We start from the raw sequence: 17,887 nt of genomic DNA on the forward strand, positions 1-17,887 counted from the left end.
AATTTAGCCTATTGTTTGATATTGTAATTGCTCTAAAACTCTTTTATACTCTTTTGGATACACCTTAACAAATTGGGTTGATGCCTCGTTCCAATTGGTTAGTATCTGTTGGGCAAGCTTGCTTCCTGTTAAGCTGATGTGCTTACGCAATAAAGCCAGTATCTGCTCTTCATCCTCTAATGATAAAGGATCAAGGTCTACCATCTCGGTATTGCAGTTTTCGGCAAAGCTATTATCCGGGTTAAATACCCAGGCTAAACCACCGCTCATACCTGCCGCAAAATTACGACCTGTTTTACCCAGTATAAGTGCGCGGCCACCGGTCATGTATTCGCAACCATGATCGCCAATACCCTCAACAACAGTGGTAGCTCCAGAGTTACGCACCGCGAAACGCTCGCCCGCCATACCTCCAACAAACAGCTCGCCCGAAGTAGCACCATAAAGCGCAACGTTACCAATGATGATATTATCTTCAGGAACAAATGTTGCATTTGCTGCAGGATAGATAGCCAGTTGTGCACCGCATAAACCTTTACCTACATAGTCATTAGCTTCGCCTTCCAACTCAAAGGAAATTCCTTTGGTTGTAAACGCGCCGAAACTTTGCCCGGCCGACCCTTTGAATTTAAAGTTGATGGTATTATCCGGTAAGCCGGCAGAACCATATTTTTTAGAGATTTCGTTTGATAAAAGCGTGCCGATAGTACGGTTAACATTGATTACATCAAATGAAGCAAATACAGGCGTTTTATCTTCAAGAGCAACTTTCGCTGTCTCTAATAACTGCCAGTCAATTATTTCGCTCATTCCATGATCCTGCTGCTCACTGTTGTACAGTGTCATGCCTTTGGTATTGGTAACCGGGTGCAATATGCCGCTCAGATCTATCTTTTTAGCTTTCCAGTTATCCAGATGATCTTTCACTTTCAGGAACTGAACGCGTCCAACCATCTCGTTAATGGTACGGAAACCAAGCTCAGCCATGATCTCGCGAAGTTCTTCGGCCATAAAGCGGAACAGGTTAACTACATGCTCTGGCTTGCCGCTAAACAGTTTCCTCAATTCAGGATCCTGAGTAGCAACACCTACAGGGCAGGTATTTAAATGACACTTACGCATCATAATACAGCCACCAGCTACAAGCGCGGCAGTAGCAACACCCCACTCCTCGGCGCCCATTAAACAGGCTATAGCCAAATCGCGACCAGTTTTTAGCTGACCATCTGTTTGCAATACCACACGGCTGCGTAGTTTGTTACGAACTAATGTTTGGTGAGCCTCGGTTAAACCAAGCTCCCATGGTAAGCCGGCGTGTTTTACAGAGCTTATTGGCGATGCGCCTGTACCACCATCGTACCCTGCAATCAGGATCACATCGGCATGTGCTTTGGCAACACCAGCTGCTATAGTACCAACACCGGCTTTGGATACCAGTTTCACGTTAATACGTGCGGCACGGTTAGCATTTTTAAGATCGAATATTAATTGGGCCAAATCCTCGATAGAATAAATATCGTGGTGTGGTGGTGGCGAAATTAAACCTACTCCTGGTGTAGAGTGGCGTGTTTTTGCAATCCAGTCATCAACTTTATGACCCGGCAGCTGCCCGCCTTCACCAGGTTTTGCACCTTGTGCCATCTTAATCTGTAACTCATCGGCATTGGTAAGGTAATTTGACGTTACCCCAAAACGAGCTGATGCCACTTGCTTAATAGCCGAGCGCATTGAATCGCCGCTGGCCATTTTTTCATAACGCATCTCATCCTCGCCACCTTCGCCGGTATTGCTTTTACCACCTATGCGGTTCATTGCAATAGCCATAGTGCTATGCGCCTCGTGAGATATAGACCCGAATGACATGGCGCCTGTTGCAAAGCGTTTCATGATGTTTCCTGCAGGTTCAACCTCATCAATAGAGATAGCTTCGCGGTGATGGGCAAAATCAAGCAATCCACGTATAGTAAAGTGCTTTTCGGTTTGCTCGTTAATTACTTTAGCATAGTTTTTATATACGGAGTAATCATTGCTGCGGGTGGCATGTTGTAATAAATGCACAGTAGTTGGATTAAACAAGTGAGCCTCTCCCCTGCGTTTCCACTGGTAAATACCACCTTCGGGCAGTAAATTATCGGCACTTTTTGCATTAAAACCAATGCGGTGTTTACAAAGTGCTTCGCGGGCAATTTCATCCAGGCCTAAACCACCTATACGGGTAACAGCTCCGCAGAAATACTTGTCAACAACACTTTTGTTTAAACCTAATATCTCAAATACCTGTGAACCATGATATGATTGCAGTGTAGAGATTCCCATTTTGGAGAAAATCTTTAGCAAACCATCATTTACTGATTTCACATAATTAGTATGCAGTTTTTTAATATCGTAGTTGGTTTCTAAACTACCGTTATTTTTAACAGTTTCGATAGTAGCCAAAGCCAAATACGGGTTGATTGCAGTAGCACCAAAAGCCAGCAAACAGGCAAAGTGATGAACTTCCCATGCATCGCCGGTTTCAACAACTAAACCTACAGCACCACGACGTCCTTTTTTAATCAAATGGTGATGCACTGCCGAAACAGCAAGCAAAGTTGGGATTGGCGCGTGTTCTGAATCTACCGCACGATCTGAAAGGATCAATACCTCAAAACCATCATCAACAGCATCTTCTGCATAGCGGCAAAGTCTTGCAATACCTTTTTCTAATGAACCGGGCATGCCATCGGCTACAAAATAAGTTTGCAGTGTTTTAGCATGGAAAAGGCCGGTATCAATACTTCTCAGTTTCTCTAACTGGTGATTTTTTAATATCGGGTGCTTTAAAACCACGCAATGGCAATGCATTTTATCCTCATCAAGCAGGTTGCCGTTGTTACCTATAAAGGTAGCCAAACTCATTACCAAACGCTCGCGAATAGGATCGATAGGCGGATTGGTAACCTGTGCAAAAAACTGTTTAAAATAGCTTGATAAATGTTGTGGCTTATCAGATAAGATAGCCAAAGGCACATCTGTACCCATAGAGCCGATGGGCTCTTTACCATCAACAGCCATAGGCTTAATAATGGTATCTATATCCTCGCGACTGTAACCAAATACCTGTTGGTAACGGAATACAGATGCTTCTGAAAGGCTGGCAAATGCCAAACGCGGTTCAGTAAGTTCGCTCAGGTTAATTTTATAATTCTCTAACCAACGGCCATAAGGCTGTTGTGAAGTAATTTGTTTTTTAATCTCATCATCAGTAATGATGCGGCCCTTTTCGGTATCAATCAACAGCATTTTACCGGGTTGCAAACGTCCCTTACGTAAAACGGTACTCTCGTCAATATTTAAAGTACCAGCCTCAGATGCTGCTATAACACGGCCATCATTGGTGATCACATAACGCAACGGGCGAAGACCATTTCTATCAAGCAAAGCTCCTACCAGTTTACCATCGGTAAAGGTAATTGCAGCCGGGCCATCCCAAGGCTCCATTAAGGTTGCATGATACTCATAAAACGCTTTTTTAACCGGGTCCATGTGTACGTTGCCATCCCATGCTTCAGGGATCAGCATCATCATTACGTGAGGTAATGAGCGACCAGAATGCAGTAATATTTCGATTATATTATCCAGGCAGGCAGAATCCGACTGGTTATTATCAATCACCGGCAACAGCATGTCCATTTCTTCGGCCGTAAAATACGACGAAGCATATGATTTTAAACCGGCATAAAACCAGTTTAAGTTACCCGTAAGGGTGTTAATCTCACCATTATGGGCTATCAGGCGAAAAGGCTGAGCCAGTTTCCATGATGGAAATGTATTTGTTGAGAAACGCGAGTGGATCATGGCAAAACCAGATGCAATACGCGGATCTGTAAGATCGGCATAATATTTACGCAGCTGGTAAGTAGTTACCTGTCCTTTGTAAACAATGGTTTTGCAGGATAACGAGGTAAAATAAAAATGTTCAGCCGCACCAGCTATGGTTTCGGTGATGGTTTTATTAATATACCTTCTTAAAATGAATAGCTTACGTTCAAAATCTTCTGCGTTGGTAATATGATGCGGGCGGGCAATAAATATCTGCTCCACATCAGGTTCGGCCTGGCGGGCGGTTTCACCAACTGCCATTGAATCAACAGTTAATTTGCGGTAACCTAATTTTACAAGACCTAACTTTTCAATAGCATTGGTAATAACTATACGACAAGCTTTCTTTTGTGCCGAATCTTTAGGAAAAAATATCATCCCGACACCATACTCACCCGGTTCGGGCAGGCTGATCTCCAGGTTTGAGCATTCTTCCATCAGAAACTCATGTGGCAATTGTATCAAAATACCAGCACCATCGCCGGTTTCTGGGTCGCATCCGCAAGCGCCACGGTGTTCCATGTTCTCCAGCATGGTAAGCGCATCATCAATAATCTGGTTACTTTTATGACCGTTAATATTGGTTATAAATCCAGTCCCGCAGGAGTCGTGTTCAAATTCTGGCCTGTAAAGGCCCTGGTTGCTCTCAGTTTGATTCATCGTAAATTAAACCGTTTTATAAAATGGTGTAACTACGAAGTTACTGATATATAAATAAATTATAAAATTTATCAGAATTTTTAAAGATTTCTAAAAAATCAATTATTTAAATCATGTTTATTTAACAATTCATCAACACAAACAGGCAATTATTATGATTTACTAAATGAAAATAAGATGTTTTATTGTTTAGAATCAATATAAAGTTGCACCAATTTAACCGTAATCATTTATACAAGCGGTATATTTATTTATAACAGAATAAAATTTTGTTTGCTAAATCTATATATGCGGTCGTCTTTTTTAAATTTATTAATTGAGAAGAAACAATGCACTTCCTGTAACTGATATTGACTAAAATCCTGGTTCCATTACATATCACCCACGAACTTTTAAAAATTGCTAACTTTGCAAAAAATTAATAACAAATGTCTGCAAAAATTAAAGCTGTATTTTTAGATCGTGATGGAGTACTAAACCAGGAAATGGGCGATTACGTTCGTCGTTTTGAAGATTTTCATGTACTCGATAATTTCGAAGCGCTTAAAACTTTGCAAAACAGGGGATATATGCTATTGGTAGCTACCAACCAGGGAGGCCTGGCTAAAGGCTGGTATACAGAGGATGAACTTGCAAAAATGCATAATCATCTAAAACAAGTATATAAAGAACACGGTGTAGAAATAACCGACTTTTTTTACTGCCCGCACCATCCAAATTTCACCGGTGATTGCGATTGCCGCAAACCAAAACCCGGCTTGTTGTTACAAGGCATCGAAAAATACAACATTGACCCTACCCTATCCTATTTTATAGGTGACCGCGAGCGCGACGTAGAAGCAGGAACTTCTGCTGGCGTTAAAGGCATATTGATAGATAGCGATCAGCCGATAAGTACAGTATTGGATTTGATAGCTTAGCCCAACCCAAACCCTCCCCGGAAAGGAGGGATTTGAAAATATTATTCAAAAGTCTTCCCTACCGGGGGAGATTTAGAGGGGGCTTTTTAACTATTTTTAAAACATTTTACCCCGCTACAACTTTTACCACTATTACAAAGCAAAGAAACCTTTATGCAAATTAGCCGCTATCTAAAAAACTACGACACATTCATCGCCGCAGTAATTGGCTTTTTTGCTATCCAGCTATTTTGCAAATACAGTGGCATTGGCATCTCTCCGGATTCCATCATGTATACCAGTGCAGCGCGCAGCTTGAATACCAACGGCACGTTACAAACATTTAACCATATCCCTATTGTTGATTTCCCGGTATTTTACCCAGTATTTTTAGGGAGCATTATGTTTATTACCCGTATCGATCCGGTAATATTTGGCGCGGTGTTAAACGGATTAATGTTTGCAACACTGATATATACGAGTGGTTGGATCATGCACCGTTTTGTACCAACATCCCGCGTTTACAAATGGTTGATGCTGGTGGCTATCATATTGAGTCCGGCGCTGTTGCAGGTGTACTCCTATTTATGGTCAGAGACACTGTTTATAGTAGAAACCCTGTTTTTCCTGGTAGCCTTTAGGGAATATCTTTTAAAGCATACCATTAAAACATTGGTTATAGCGGCGCTTATAGCTGCCATAAGCTGTATAACCCGGTATGCCGCCGTTACCATTGTGGGCACAGGTGGGCTGCTTTTATTGCTTGACAGGGTTTTACCGCTAAAAAAGAAGATTTTTCACATTATTATATATGGCTTTGTTTGCATATCACTATTGGTAAGCAACCTGGTGTTTAACGCTTTCATGTCTGGCACTACTACAGGCCCGCGGGAGCCATCTATAACTTCGTTCGGTAAAAACCTGTATTATTTTGGCAATGTGATTTGTGATTGGATGGGACTTACCCCTAATCAATACTGGCTATCTATACCCTTGGCTACCATTATATTGCTCGGCTTTATAGCGGCATTGGCATATAATTATTATCGACGCCATTTAGATAGCTTCGAGAACCTGGCTATTACTTTCGCTTTGGTTTATGGTTTGTTTATCGTGATATCATCAACTTTTTCACGGTATGAGCGCATTAACCACCGCTTGCTTGCGCCTATGTATATAACCGCGCTTTGGGGTTATACCAGCTGGGGCTTGCTGCTGCTTAAAAAAATAGTAAATACCAACACGCGCAAAATAGTGGCCGGCATAATGATAGTGCTGATGCTGGGCTTTGTTACCAAAGAGTTTTTCATAGATAAAGCCCGCTATGTTGACCAAATAGCCGGAGAATACGGCAACCCTGGTTATACAGATGAAAGCTGGATCGATTCGGACTTTGCTGCTTATTTAAAAACGATAGATAAAAGCCAGTTCGACCCAAAAGTTACTATTTATACAGATGCACATGAGGCTGTTTACTTCTTCTCGGGCATGTCATCATACCTTGTCCCTCACCGTTTTTTTAAAAAGGATGTGGCCAAATTTTACAAGATCAAACGTTTTTATCTCATCTGGTTTAACGTACTCGAAAATCCGGAGCTTATTAATATAAAGGATATTCAAAAAGTAAAGCATTTGAGGTTAATTAAAGATTTTGGGGCAGAGGGCGGTATTTATGAGTATGATGAAAATAATCTGAATCAGAATTTACAGAATTAAAGAATGAACAGAATTTAAAAATTCGAATATTTCCATCAATTCGGCTCAGGCAATATTTTGAAAATCCTCAAATTCTGTAAATTCTAATTCAGACAAATTCATATTAAATTTTGATTTAAAAAACATCTGTCTATATTTGCGCAGACTTACCCGTAGTATACTATAAAAAATGAACGGTATCGCTTTACATCATCTTCATCTGCATCACCACCATGTGGTGATCAGCTAAATGTATGTTTCTACGCGAAATAACAACCTCCGTTTATACTCTTTTTTATTATAGTTCCTTAAATTCATTTTGTGAAAACACTTAAAATTGCGATCCAGAAATCTGGTCGTCTCAACGAAAAATCAGTCGAATTACTAAAAAATTGCGGCTTAAACTTCGAAAATTACAAAAGCTCGCTTATTTCCCCAGTATCAAACTTCCCTTTAGAGATCCTTTTTCTTCGCGATGACGATATTCCAGAATACGTTCAGGATGGCATTGCCGACCTGGGTATCGTGGGCGAAAATGTGATACAGGAAACCGAAGTTGAAGTAAACTACCTGCAACGTTTAGGCTTTGGCAAATGCTCTTTAAAAATTGCAGTACCAAACAATAATGATATTCAGTCGCTTGCCGATTTAAACGGAAAAGCCATTGCAACTACCTATCCGGTTATATTGCGAAAATTTTTGCAAGAGCAAGGTATCCAGTCAGACATCCGCACCATATCCGGTTCTGTAGAAATTTCTCCGGGCCTTGGCTTAAGTGATGCCATTTGCGATCTTGTTTCTACCGGTGGCACGTTAAAAAGCAACGGTTTAAAACCTTTTGCTGATGTAATGTCGTCAGAAGCGGTATTAATTGGCAGCAAAGGCACCGATGGCAACCACCTGGTGCAGGAACTGATACAACGTATTCAATCTGTTTTGCGCGCAAAAGAGACTAAGTACGTGGTACTTAACGTTCGTAAAGATAACCTTGATGCGGTAATTGCTTTATTACCGGGTGTTAAAAGCCCATCGGTAGTACCATTGGCCGAGGCTGACTGGGTTGCTGTACACACCGTGATCCCCGAGCGTGATTTCTGGGATAGAATAAGCCAGCTGAAACAAGCAGGCGCACAAGGCATTGTAGTAATGCCAATTGAAAAGATAATTTTATAGCTGGTAGTTTACTTTAGCGGTTTGCATTAATACTCAGACTGCTAAAGTAAACCGCCCACTGCAAACTGATAACTGCAATGAAGACATACAATTATTCAGATTTAAGTACTGGCGATATTCAGCAACTGGTTCAGCGTAATGTTGATCCGGCCAATGAGATCCGCGCTGTTGTTGAGGAGGTAATAGCTAACGTTCAGCAACATGGCGATAGGGCATTAATTGATTACGCCCACAAATTTGATAAGGTTGAATTAAGTAAACTTTACCTGGATAAAGCCGAACTGGAAGAACTGGCACAAGCTATAAGCCCTCAACAAAAGGCTGCTCTTGAAACTGCTTATAACAACATCTATAAATTTCATCAAACACAGCTAAAATCTGAGGACAAGGTAGAAACTATGCCCGGTGTAACCTGCTGGCGCGAGTTAAGGCCAATTGAGAAAGTGGGCCTCTACATCCCCGGTGGCTCAGCAGTTTTGCCAAGTACATTTTTAATGTTGGGCATCCCGGCTCGTATTGCCGGCTGTCATGAAATTGTGGTGTGCTCTCCCCCGCAAAAAAGCGGCAAGGTAAATGCATTTATTGCTTATGTAGCATTGCTGTTGGGTATTGATAAGATCTATCTTGCCGGTGGTTCGCAGGCAATTGCAGCAATGGCATACGGTACCGAAACTATAACTAAAGTTGATAAGATCTTTGGTCCGGGCAACCAGTTTGTAACCAAGGCTAAAACCATTATTCAATCAACTACCACAACCGCTATTGATATGCCGGCCGGTCCGTCGGAGGTTTTAGTAATTGCTGATAGTACTGCAATCCCGGCCTATATAGCCGCCGATTTGCTGGCACAGGCAGAACATGGCATTGATAGCCAATCGGTTCTGGTTTGCACATCGGCAGCAATTGCAGATGCAGCATTGGCAGAAATAGAGAAACAATTACCGGTTTTACCACGTGCCGAAATTGCAAGGTTAGCCTTGGATAATTCATACATCGTAGTTACATCCAGCCTTGCAGAAGCCATGAACTTCAGTAACCAATACGCACCCGAACATTTAATTTTGGCAACCCATAGCTGGGAGCAGATCACCGGGAGCATCATCAACGCTGGCTCGGTTTTCCTGGGCAATTTAACCCCGGAGAGTGCCGGCGATTATGCATCAGGAACTAACCATACATTGCCAACCAGCAGTTATGCAAGGGCTTATTCTGGTGTATCGGTTGATTCGTTTGTGAAAAAGATCACCTTCCAGCATATCACGCGTGAAGGCATCCAAAATATCGGTCATACTGTTGAGGTTTTAGCAGAGATGGAAGGACTGCATGCGCATAGGAATGCGGTATCTATCAGGAGTAATAATTAACATGAAAAAGCGTCATTGCGAGTATATAAAACCCAAGTACCCTGAAGGAGAAATGACATTTTAAAAGGTTTGTCATCCTGAGGAACGAAGGATCTATTCGCAGACTGTACAGGGCGAAGAAGCATGATGGAGAATAGATCCTTCGTTCCTCAGGATGACAAAAAGGTAGTTTTCAAACATGTCGATCATAGATAGACACGCAATGACGGGTGAAAAAAATTCGTTTATCGAAAAAGATTAAAAGAATAATGTACAATATCAATAATATACTTAGAGAAAACATCAAACGGTTAGTACCCTACTCATCCGCCCGTGATGAGTATCAGGGTGAAGCAAGTGTTTTTTTGGATGCTAATGAAAATGCTTATGGTTCGCCATTGGCACAACAGTTTAACCGGTACCCCGACCCTATGCAGTATGCGGTAAAAATGCGGCTAAGCGAAATTAAAGGCGTACCGGCCCGCAATATATTTATAGGCAATGGCAGCGATGAGGCTATAGATATCCTGTTCCGCAGCTTTTGTAACCCAGGTGTAGATAACGTGATCCTGGTACCCCCTACCTACGGCATGTACGAGGTATCGGCCAACATCAACGATGTGGAGGCTCGTAAAGTAACCCTTACACCAGAATACCAACTTAATTTAGAAGGCATTGCAGAGGCTATTGATGAACATACCAAACTGATATTTATTTGCTCGCCAAATAACCCAACGGGCAACTCCATTAACCGGGAAGATATAGAAACTCTGCTCGCTAACTTTAATGGAATTGTTGTGGTTGATGAGGCTTATATCAATTTCAGTCGCCAAAAAACATTTATACAGGAATTAACCGAATATGCCAACCTGGTAGTAATGCAAACCCTCTCCAAAGCGTGGGGACTTGCCGGTTTGCGTGTTGGGATGGCTTTTGCCGCCGAAGAGATCATCGAGGTAATGAATAAAGTTAAGCCTCCTTATAACGTTAACGAGTCGTCGCAACAACTGGCTTTAGAGGCCTTGGCTAACGTTGCACAAGTAAATGAATGGATAAAGGAAACCCTTATCCAACGCGACAGGTTGGTACTTGCTTTAAAAGAGTTTGATTTTGTGTTAGATATCTATCCGTCTGATGCGAATTTTATTTTGGTTAAAACCACGGATGCAAACGGCATCTATAATTTCCTGGTAGGTAAAGGCATCATTGTGCGCAACCGCTCAAAAATTGAACTATGCGAGGGCAGCCTGCGTATTACTGTAGGTACGCCAGATGAAAACACCATATTACTTAACACCTTACAGAACTTTTAAATGAGCAAGCTGCAGAAAATATTATTTGTAGATCGTGATGGCACGATGATTAATGAAACGCCGGATGAGCAGATCGATTCCTTTGAGAAACTTACCTTTTATCCCGGCGCGTTAACCTATCTACCAAAAATAGCCAAAGAGCTTGATTTTGAGCTGGTAATGGTGACCAACCAGGATGGTTTAGGCACTGCCGTGTATCCCGAAGATACCTTTTGGCCGGTACATAACCTCATCCTTAAAACTTTTGAAAGTGAGGGTGTAAAGTTTTCAAACATTTGTATTGATCGTACCTTCCCTGCTGATAACGCCCCTACCCGTAAGCCAAAAACCGGTTTGCTTACACAATATCTTGATGCTGAAAAGTATGATCTGAAAGGATCATTTACCATCGGCGATAGGAAAAACGACGTATTGCTGGCCAAAAACCTGGGTGCAAAAGCCATCTGGCTAAATAATCATTCGGGCTTAGGTGGCGGTGAGTTTACCGAGGAGGATCATATCCAGGATACCATAGCTTTAGAAACTACTGACTGGAAAAAGATCTATGAATTTTTGAAACTGGGTGAGCGGGTAATAGAGCACCGCCGCAGTACCAAAGAAACAGACATCTACATTAAAATAAACCTGGATGGTACTGGCGAGGCCAAAGTTTCTACCGGTTTGCATTTCTTTGATCATATGTTAGATCAGATAGCCCGCCACGGGAGTATCGACCTCGAAATTATTGCCAATGGCGACCTCCATATAGACGAACACCACACCATTGAAGATACCGGAATCGCTTTAGGCGAAATTTTCGCTACAGCTTTAGGCAACAAAATGGGCATTGAACGCTACGGCTTTTGCCTGCCGATGGATGATTGCCTGGCACAAGCGGCTATTGATTTTGGTGGCCGAAACTGGATAGTTTGGGATGCCGAGTTTAAAAGAGAAAAGATAGGCGAAATGCCAACAGAAATGTTTTATCATTTCTTCAAATCGTTTAGCGATGCGGCAAAATGTAATTTAAATATTAAAGCCGAAGGACAAAACGAACATCACAAAATTGAAGCTATATTTAAAGCCTTTGCAAAGGCAATAAAAATGGCTATAAAACGTGATGTAGATAAGATGGTTTTACCAAGCACTAAGGGACTTTTATAAAAGAGTCAAGAGATTAGAGTCAAGAATCAAGACATTACTGTTTTTTTCTTGACTCTTGATTCTTGACTCTTGATTCTAACTAAAAGAATGATAGGTATAATAAGATACGGAGCCGGAAATATTTTTTCACTGACAGCAGCACTTGATCGGTTGGGCATACCTTATGGCATGATCAATAGCGAGGAAGATTTTGCTCAATATGATCGTTATATTATTCCGGGTGTTGGGCATGCCGGAGCAGCCATGAAAAAGCTGGAATCAACAGGTTTGGTTCCAACTATTAAGGCGTTAAAAAAGCCAACGCTTGGTATTTGTGTGGGCATGCAGTTGCTCACTTCCCATTCTGAGGAAGGGGATTCGAACCTTTTAGATATCTTTCCAATTAAAACTTTAAGGTTTAAGGATAGTAATTTATACAAAGTTCCGCACACCGGCTGGAACCAGGTATTTCCCGAAAAAGAAAATCCACTATTTAAAAATATACCGTCAGGTTCACATTTTTACTTTGTACATTCATACTTTATTGAGTATGATAAAGCTTATACTTTATTATCGGCCAACTATAATAATGAATTTTCGGCATCAATTTGGCGGGATAATTTTTATGGCGTACAATTTCACCCCGAAAAATCGGGAGTGTATGGTGAAACACTATTAACAAACTTTTCAAAAATATAAAAGACATGTACATAATCCCGGCTATCGATATTCTGAATAAAAAAGTAGTGCGACTACGTGAGGGTGATTACCAACAGGTAACAGAATATGATGTAACGCTTGAAGAAATGATTGAGCGTTACCAAAGCAACGGCACCAACTTTATCCATATCATTGATTTGAATGGCGCCAAAAACGATTTCAGCAACCAGCAATACCTGTTTGATGTGATCCGTAAAACCGAAATGAAAGTGCAATATGGTGGAGGTATCCGCAGTATTGATAAGGTAAAAGAGTTAATAGATGCCGGCGTTCATCGTGTTATAGTAGGCACCCAGGCACTTACTAATCCGGAATTTTTACCAGAATTAGGTAAATCAATCTGCGGCAGAGACAAATGTTCTGACCAGGTAGTTATCGCTATCGACGTACTGGATGAGGTAATTAAATACTCCGGCTGGATGGAAAGTTCACCAATTAAGCTGATGGATTACGTTGATAAATGCCTTGCCCTGGGCTTTTTCCGTTTTTTATGTACCGATATCAATAAAGATGGCAAGCTGGGCGGCGCAGGTATTGAACTGTACGAGAAACTGCTTGACCATTCTCCCTTCATCAAGCTAATCGCTTCTGGCGGCGTAAGCTCTATGAATGATATCGAAAAACTTAGTCGCTTAAAAGTAGAATCAGTTGTAGTAGGCAAAGCCATTTATGAAGGGCATATCAGCATTGAAGATATAAAGAACTGGAATCTGGAATCGCTGATTTCTATATAATATATAGCCCCCTACCCCCCCTAAAAGGGGGAACCATAATTGCATATGAAAAAACGGATGTTTTTGGGTGCTGGCGCTCCGATTTTTAAAAATGCAGAAGCTCTTCGTTATAGAATGACTGGGGCTGAAGAAGTACTCTGGGGGCATTTAAAAAACAATCAGTTAGGTTTCAAATTCAGAAGACAACACCCGTTAGGTATCTATATAGCCGACTTTTATTGCCATAAGCGTAAGTTGGTTATAGAGCTGGATGGCGACATTCATCAGCTTCCGGCTATAGCCCTAAACGATGTTGAAAGGCAGAATAACTTAGAATTTGACGGACTCAAAGTATTACGCTTCACAAACGATGAAGTATTTAACAACTTAAATAAAGTGTTGGAACAAATAACCACGCAAATCAGCACCCCCTTTAGGGGGCGGGGGGGGCTAAGTAAACGAATTATTCCCTGCCTTGATGTTAAAGACGGCCGTACGGTAAAAGGTGTTAACTTTGTTGACCTGCGCGATGCAGGCGACCCGGTTGAGCTGGCCTGGAACTACTCTCGCCAGGGTGCAGATGAACTGGTTTTCCTGGATATTACGGCTACTGTTGAACGCCGTAAAACGATGGTTGAACTGGTAAAAGCAGTAGCCAGGCAGATCAATATACCATTTACAATAGGTGGTGGCATCAATGAAATTGCAGACGCAGATGCATTGTTAAATGCCGGCGCCGACAAAATATCCATCAACTCGGCTGCGGTACGTAACCCTGCCCTCATTGATGAACTGGCTAAAACATTTGGTGTTCAGTTTGTGGTTATTGCGGTGGATACACGCAGTATTGGCAATAAAAATATCGTCCATTTGAATGGCGGCCGTTTACCAACTGAACGCGAAACACTGGAGTGGATACTGGAAGCCGAAAGCCGGGGCGCAGGCGAGATCCTGCTTACCTCTATGGATCACGACGGCACTAAAGCGGGCTTTGACAATGGCCTGCTCAAAATAGTAAACGATGCGGTGCACATACCGGTAATAGCCTCTGGCGGAGCCGGATCTGTACAGCATTTTATTGATGTGTTTGAAAAAACAAATATTGATGCAGCTTTAGCAGCTTCAGTGTTTCACTACGGTGAGATATTGATACCTGATTTGAAAGCGGTATTGAAGAGTAATAATATTGAGGTGAGGATATAATTGGGTTCGGGTTGCGGGTTACGAGGTTCGGGATTGTGACAAACACTTTAACAACCTTAGTCATGCCGAACTTATAACCTTGTCTGTGTCCTCACAGACAACTTGCTCCGGATAGCTGCCTGTGAGGACACAGGCAGTGGAGAAAACCTAATAACACACTAACCTGGCAACCCGCAACAGGAACCAGAACAACAGATATGAATATAGATTTTAGCAAAACAGACGGATTAGTGCCGGTTATTATCCAGGATGAGCAAACGTTAGAGGTGCTGATGCTGGGTTATATGAACCAGGAAGCTTATGATAAAACAGTTGCAGAAAATATAGTTACCTTCTTTTCCCGCTCAAAAAACCGCTTGTGGACCAAGGGTGAAACCAGCAGTAATTTTTTGCATGTGAAAAACATTCGCATTGATTGCGATAACGACACTCTGCTGATAAAAGTTAAAGCTGACGGCCCAACCTGTCATACCGGTTCACGCAGTTGTTTCCAAACCGAATACAACCAGAATTTTATATTAGAACTAGAAAATATTATCGCCGATAGATATGAAAACCCGGTTGAAGGTTCATATGTTAATAAACTTAGGAATAAAGGACTCAACAAAATAGCGCAAAAGGTTGGCGAAGAGGGTGTTGAAACCGTGATAGCTGCACTTGCAGAAACTGAAACAGACCTGATCAATGAATCATCAGATCTTGTTTTTCACCTGTTGGTATTGCTTCGCGAAAAAGGTTTAACACTTGAAACAATTGCTAAAAATCTGGAAAACAGACACAAATAGTGAGCAGTTTGCGGTAAGCAGTTTGTAGCTGATTCACTATAAATCCCCCCTTGCAACCCGCAAACTGATAACCCGCAAACCGATAAAGCAAATTGAAAAATGACCGCGGAAAAAATAGCTGAACTAACCGGACACGGCAACCCGATTTTCACACTGGAACTATCGCAAAAACCTGGTATATTATTTACCGGCGGTAACGATAAAGGACTGGTAGAATGGAGCCTAAAGGACAATTCCTTTATTAAAGTAATCTTCCCGGTTCAGGCTTCCGTTTATGCTATTCATTGCCCTGCCGGCTATCCTTTATTGTTTGCAGGCTTACGCAGTGGAGAGGTTTTGGTGTTTGATTTTATTGAACAGAAGATCATTAAATCGCTTAGACACCACATTAAACCAATTTTTGATATCAGGTCCGTTAATCATAAAAAAGAACTGCTAATAGCCTCTGAAGACGGCACAGTGTCCGTTTGGAACCTGGATACATTAGAGATAGTACACAGCTTCACTGTATCTGCCGATACGGTACGCTGCATCGCCATTTCGCCCGATGAAAAACGGGTAGCCTTTGGTTGCCGGGATAACCAGGTAAAGATTTACGACCTGGAGGATTATGCCCTGATAAAAACCTTGCATGGGCATACCATGTCGGTCTTTTCATTAACTTACAGCATTGATGGAATGCACCTTATTTCGGGAGGGCGTGATGCACAGGTGAAGATCTGGGATACTGCAACCTATCAGCTTATAAAAAATATTCCCGCGCACTTATTTGCAGTAAATCACATTCTCTTCCACCCTACGCAACCCTATTTTGCCACTGCCAGTATGGACAAAAGCATTAAAATATGGGGATCTGATGATTTTAAACTTTACAAAATCATCAGCCGGGAAAAAGGATATGCAAGCCATCCCCTCTCGGTAAATAAACTGGCCTGGAACGGAGATCACCTTATATCAGTAAGCGATGATAAAAGCATTATGGTATGGAATATAACCATATAGCGATACCACGTTTGCTTAAAAAAATCTTTTTATGCTGTGTAACTTATGGGTGTGTCTTTTTAACCCAACCGAATAAATTCCATCATCATCAATCAAATCTATTTTAACCTTACCCGATGCATGAATAATGTGTTCGCCATTAAGCAGTATTCCAACATGGGTAATTCTTCCTTCGGCGTTATTAAAAAATGCCAGATCGCCCAGGCGTGCATCTTTTAAGCTGTTAACTTTAACCCCCTCTTCTGCCTGCTGACTGGCGTCACGCTTTATTTTTATTTTATTTAGCTTAAATACCACCTGTGTAAAGCCAGAGCAATCAATTCCGAAATGGGTTCGACCACCCCATAAATAAGGGGCATTTAAAAACGACTTTGCCGTAGTTGCAATATTTTCATTCTCTCCAATTTCACCAATGATCTCAAATCTATCACCTCCTATTTTACAGGTTGTACCCTCCAAAAAAGCAAGCGAACTACCTGCCGGCAAATAAATAACAGAATTATCAGCAATTTTCCAGGCTTGTGTTACAGCCCTGTAAGTTAAGGGTGGTTGATGGCTTTTTAAATTTTTATGAGCAATATGGCCCAGCGGGGCAAACTGTAGCCTGCTTATCCAGCCAACATAGTTATCGATATCAGTAATGATCTTAACCCAATATTCAGCCCACTCTGTAATTTCAAATGCCTCACCAAACAAAACCTGCGATACCTGCTCACTCCTTTCATTAGGTTCTGCGCGAAGCGGAATAACCGCAAGGTTACAAATGCCATATTCCATAGCTTAGTTAGATAGAAATAAAATTAGCAATACATTATAACCGCTAAAGTAGTTACAATATTATAATTGGTATATTTTAGCCAAAGGGGTGCGGCTAAAATGATTAAGCTAATATATTAAAATATTAAATTAGCACAAAAAAAGGGACCAGCAAGCTGTTCCCTCTAATGATTTAATATCAATATCTTATTCGTTCATGTGCAGCCAATCTTTCTTGGCTAACAGTTCTTCTTTGCTTTCGCGGATATCCTCATCATCAACACAACAATCAACCGGGCATACAGCAGCACACTGCGGCTCATCATGAAAACCAACACATTCGGTACATTTATCCGGAACTATATAATATATTTCATCGGATAAAGCAGCTTGGGTTTCTTCGGCATTTAAAGTATTGCCATCTCCAAAATCAATAACCCCTTTAAGACCGGTACCGTCGCTAAAGCGCCACGCTGCACCTGCATCATAAATAGCATTATTGGGGCACTCCGGTTCGCAAGCTCCGCAGTTTATGCATTCATCGGTGATTTTAATCGCCATATTTCTAAATATATAATAATCTCAATTAACTTTGCCCGTAATTTACAAGCGCACAAATATAACAAAAAAGGCTTTAAGGGC

Annotated in this window: 14 protein-coding genes and 1 pseudogene; 12 read left to right on the forward strand and 3 right to left on the reverse strand. The window is 41.5% G+C overall.

Annotated features, from left to right (window positions below):
- Positions 1–3: 3 nt before the first annotated feature.
- Positions 4–4,521, reverse strand: a complete 4,518-nt coding sequence (gene gltB / locus Q0R88_RS11910) for a glutamate synthase large subunit (RefSeq protein WP_295716352.1) — start codon at positions 4,519–4,521, stop codon at positions 4–6.
- Positions 4,522–4,949: 428 nt separating this feature from the next.
- Between gltB and Q0R88_RS11915 the strand changes: the two genes are divergently transcribed.
- From Q0R88_RS11915 to Q0R88_RS11970, 12 genes and pseudogenes are all read left to right on the forward strand, one after another.
- Positions 4,950–5,441 (forward strand): HAD family hydrolase, encoded by a 492-nt coding sequence (locus tag Q0R88_RS11915; RefSeq protein ID WP_295716353.1) that lies wholly within the window; start codon positions 4,950–4,952, stop codon positions 5,439–5,441.
- Between the two features lie 153 nt (positions 5,442–5,594).
- A complete protein-coding gene (locus Q0R88_RS11920; protein ID WP_295716354.1) occupies positions 5,595–7,136 on the forward strand; it encodes a hypothetical protein in 1,542 nt (513 codons plus the stop codon).
- Between the two features lie 300 nt (positions 7,137–7,436).
- On the forward strand, positions 7,437–8,288 hold the full coding sequence (gene hisG, locus Q0R88_RS11925) for an ATP phosphoribosyltransferase (protein ID WP_295716355.1): 852 nt from the start codon (positions 7,437–7,439) through the stop codon (positions 8,286–8,288).
- Between the two features lie 77 nt (positions 8,289–8,365).
- Positions 8,366–9,652, forward strand: coding sequence for a histidinol dehydrogenase (hisD, locus tag Q0R88_RS11930; protein ID WP_295716357.1), 1,287 nt, complete (start codon positions 8,366–8,368; stop codon positions 9,650–9,652).
- A gap of 248 nt (positions 9,653–9,900) precedes the next feature.
- Positions 9,901–10,944, forward strand: coding sequence for a histidinol-phosphate transaminase (gene hisC / locus Q0R88_RS11935; RefSeq protein ID WP_295716358.1), 1,044 nt, complete (start codon positions 9,901–9,903; stop codon positions 10,942–10,944).
- Positions 10,945–12,087, forward strand: coding sequence for a bifunctional histidinol-phosphatase/imidazoleglycerol-phosphate dehydratase HisB (gene hisB / locus Q0R88_RS11940; protein ID WP_295716359.1), 1,143 nt, complete (start codon positions 10,945–10,947; stop codon positions 12,085–12,087). It abuts the gene before it with no gap.
- A gap of 87 nt (positions 12,088–12,174) precedes the next feature.
- Positions 12,175–12,765 (forward strand): imidazole glycerol phosphate synthase subunit HisH, encoded by a 591-nt coding sequence (gene hisH, locus Q0R88_RS11945; protein WP_295716360.1) that lies wholly within the window; start codon positions 12,175–12,177, stop codon positions 12,763–12,765.
- 5 nt (positions 12,766–12,770) lie between these two features.
- Positions 12,771–13,520, forward strand: a complete 750-nt coding sequence (locus tag Q0R88_RS11950; protein ID WP_295716362.1) for a 1-(5-phosphoribosyl)-5-[(5-phosphoribosylamino)methylideneamino] imidazole-4-carboxamide isomerase — start codon at positions 12,771–12,773, stop codon at positions 13,518–13,520.
- Positions 13,521–13,577: 57 nt separating this feature from the next.
- Positions 13,578–13,910, forward strand: a pseudogene (locus Q0R88_RS11955) (endonuclease domain-containing protein); the annotation flags it as partial.
- Between the two features lie 9 nt (positions 13,911–13,919).
- Positions 13,920–14,702, forward strand: a complete 783-nt coding sequence (gene hisF, locus Q0R88_RS11960) for an imidazole glycerol phosphate synthase subunit HisF (RefSeq protein ID WP_295716399.1) — start codon at positions 13,920–13,922, stop codon at positions 14,700–14,702.
- A gap of 197 nt (positions 14,703–14,899) precedes the next feature.
- Positions 14,900–15,487 carry a bifunctional phosphoribosyl-AMP cyclohydrolase/phosphoribosyl-ATP diphosphatase HisIE gene (hisIE, locus tag Q0R88_RS11965; RefSeq protein ID WP_295716363.1) on the forward strand — a complete coding sequence of 196 codons (588 nt, stop codon included), beginning with the start codon at positions 14,900–14,902 and terminating at the stop codon, positions 15,485–15,487.
- Between the two features lie 99 nt (positions 15,488–15,586).
- Positions 15,587–16,489: a WD40 repeat domain-containing protein gene (locus Q0R88_RS11970; protein ID WP_295716365.1), complete on the forward strand. Its 903-nt coding sequence runs from the start codon at positions 15,587–15,589 to the stop codon at positions 16,487–16,489.
- Between the two features lie 15 nt (positions 16,490–16,504).
- On the opposite strand, the gene Q0R88_RS11975 is transcribed toward Q0R88_RS11970, so the two are convergent.
- Both Q0R88_RS11975 and Q0R88_RS11980 read right to left on the reverse strand, forming a co-directional pair.
- Complete coding sequence (locus tag Q0R88_RS11975; protein WP_295716367.1) at positions 16,505–17,266, reverse strand: C40 family peptidase; 762 nt, start codon at positions 17,264–17,266, stop codon at positions 16,505–16,507.
- Positions 17,267–17,452: 186 nt separating this feature from the next.
- The gene (locus Q0R88_RS11980; RefSeq protein WP_295716369.1) at positions 17,453–17,806 is read right to left on the reverse strand and encodes a 4Fe-4S dicluster domain-containing protein; all 354 of its coding nucleotides are present in this window, start codon (positions 17,804–17,806) and stop codon (positions 17,453–17,455) included.
- Positions 17,807–17,887 lie beyond the last annotated feature (81 nt).

The organism is Mucilaginibacter sp. (genome assembly GCF_025362475.1).
GTDB lineage: Bacteria > Bacteroidota > Bacteroidia > Sphingobacteriales > Sphingobacteriaceae > Mucilaginibacter.

Excerpts from the sequence above, each read along its gene's own strand:
- gltB (WP_295716352.1), bottom strand. The coding sequence starts at position 4,521 with ATGAATCAAACTGAGAGCAACCAGGGCCTTTACAGGCCAGAATTTGAA.
- Q0R88_RS11915 (WP_295716353.1), top strand. The coding sequence starts at position 4,950 with ATGTCTGCAAAAATTAAAGCTGTATTTTTAGATCGTGATGGAGTACTA.
- Q0R88_RS11920 (WP_295716354.1), top strand. The coding sequence starts at position 5,595 with ATGCAAATTAGCCGCTATCTAAAAAACTACGACACATTCATCGCCGCA.
- hisD (WP_295716357.1), top strand. The coding sequence starts at position 8,366 with ATGAAGACATACAATTATTCAGATTTAAGTACTGGCGATATTCAGCAA.
- hisC (WP_295716358.1), top strand. The coding sequence starts at position 9,901 with ATGTACAATATCAATAATATACTTAGAGAAAACATCAAACGGTTAGTA.
- hisB (WP_295716359.1), top strand. The coding sequence starts at position 10,945 with ATGAGCAAGCTGCAGAAAATATTATTTGTAGATCGTGATGGCACGATG.
- hisH (WP_295716360.1), top strand. The coding sequence starts at position 12,175 with ATGATAGGTATAATAAGATACGGAGCCGGAAATATTTTTTCACTGACA.
- Q0R88_RS11950 (WP_295716362.1), top strand. The coding sequence starts at position 12,771 with ATGTACATAATCCCGGCTATCGATATTCTGAATAAAAAAGTAGTGCGA.
- hisIE (WP_295716363.1), top strand. The coding sequence starts at position 14,900 with ATGAATATAGATTTTAGCAAAACAGACGGATTAGTGCCGGTTATTATC.
- Q0R88_RS11970 (WP_295716365.1), top strand. The coding sequence starts at position 15,587 with ATGACCGCGGAAAAAATAGCTGAACTAACCGGACACGGCAACCCGATT.
- Q0R88_RS11975 (WP_295716367.1), bottom strand. The coding sequence starts at position 17,266 with ATGGAATATGGCATTTGTAACCTTGCGGTTATTCCGCTTCGCGCAGAA.
- Q0R88_RS11980 (WP_295716369.1), bottom strand. The coding sequence starts at position 17,806 with ATGGCGATTAAAATCACCGATGAATGCATAAACTGCGGAGCTTGCGAA.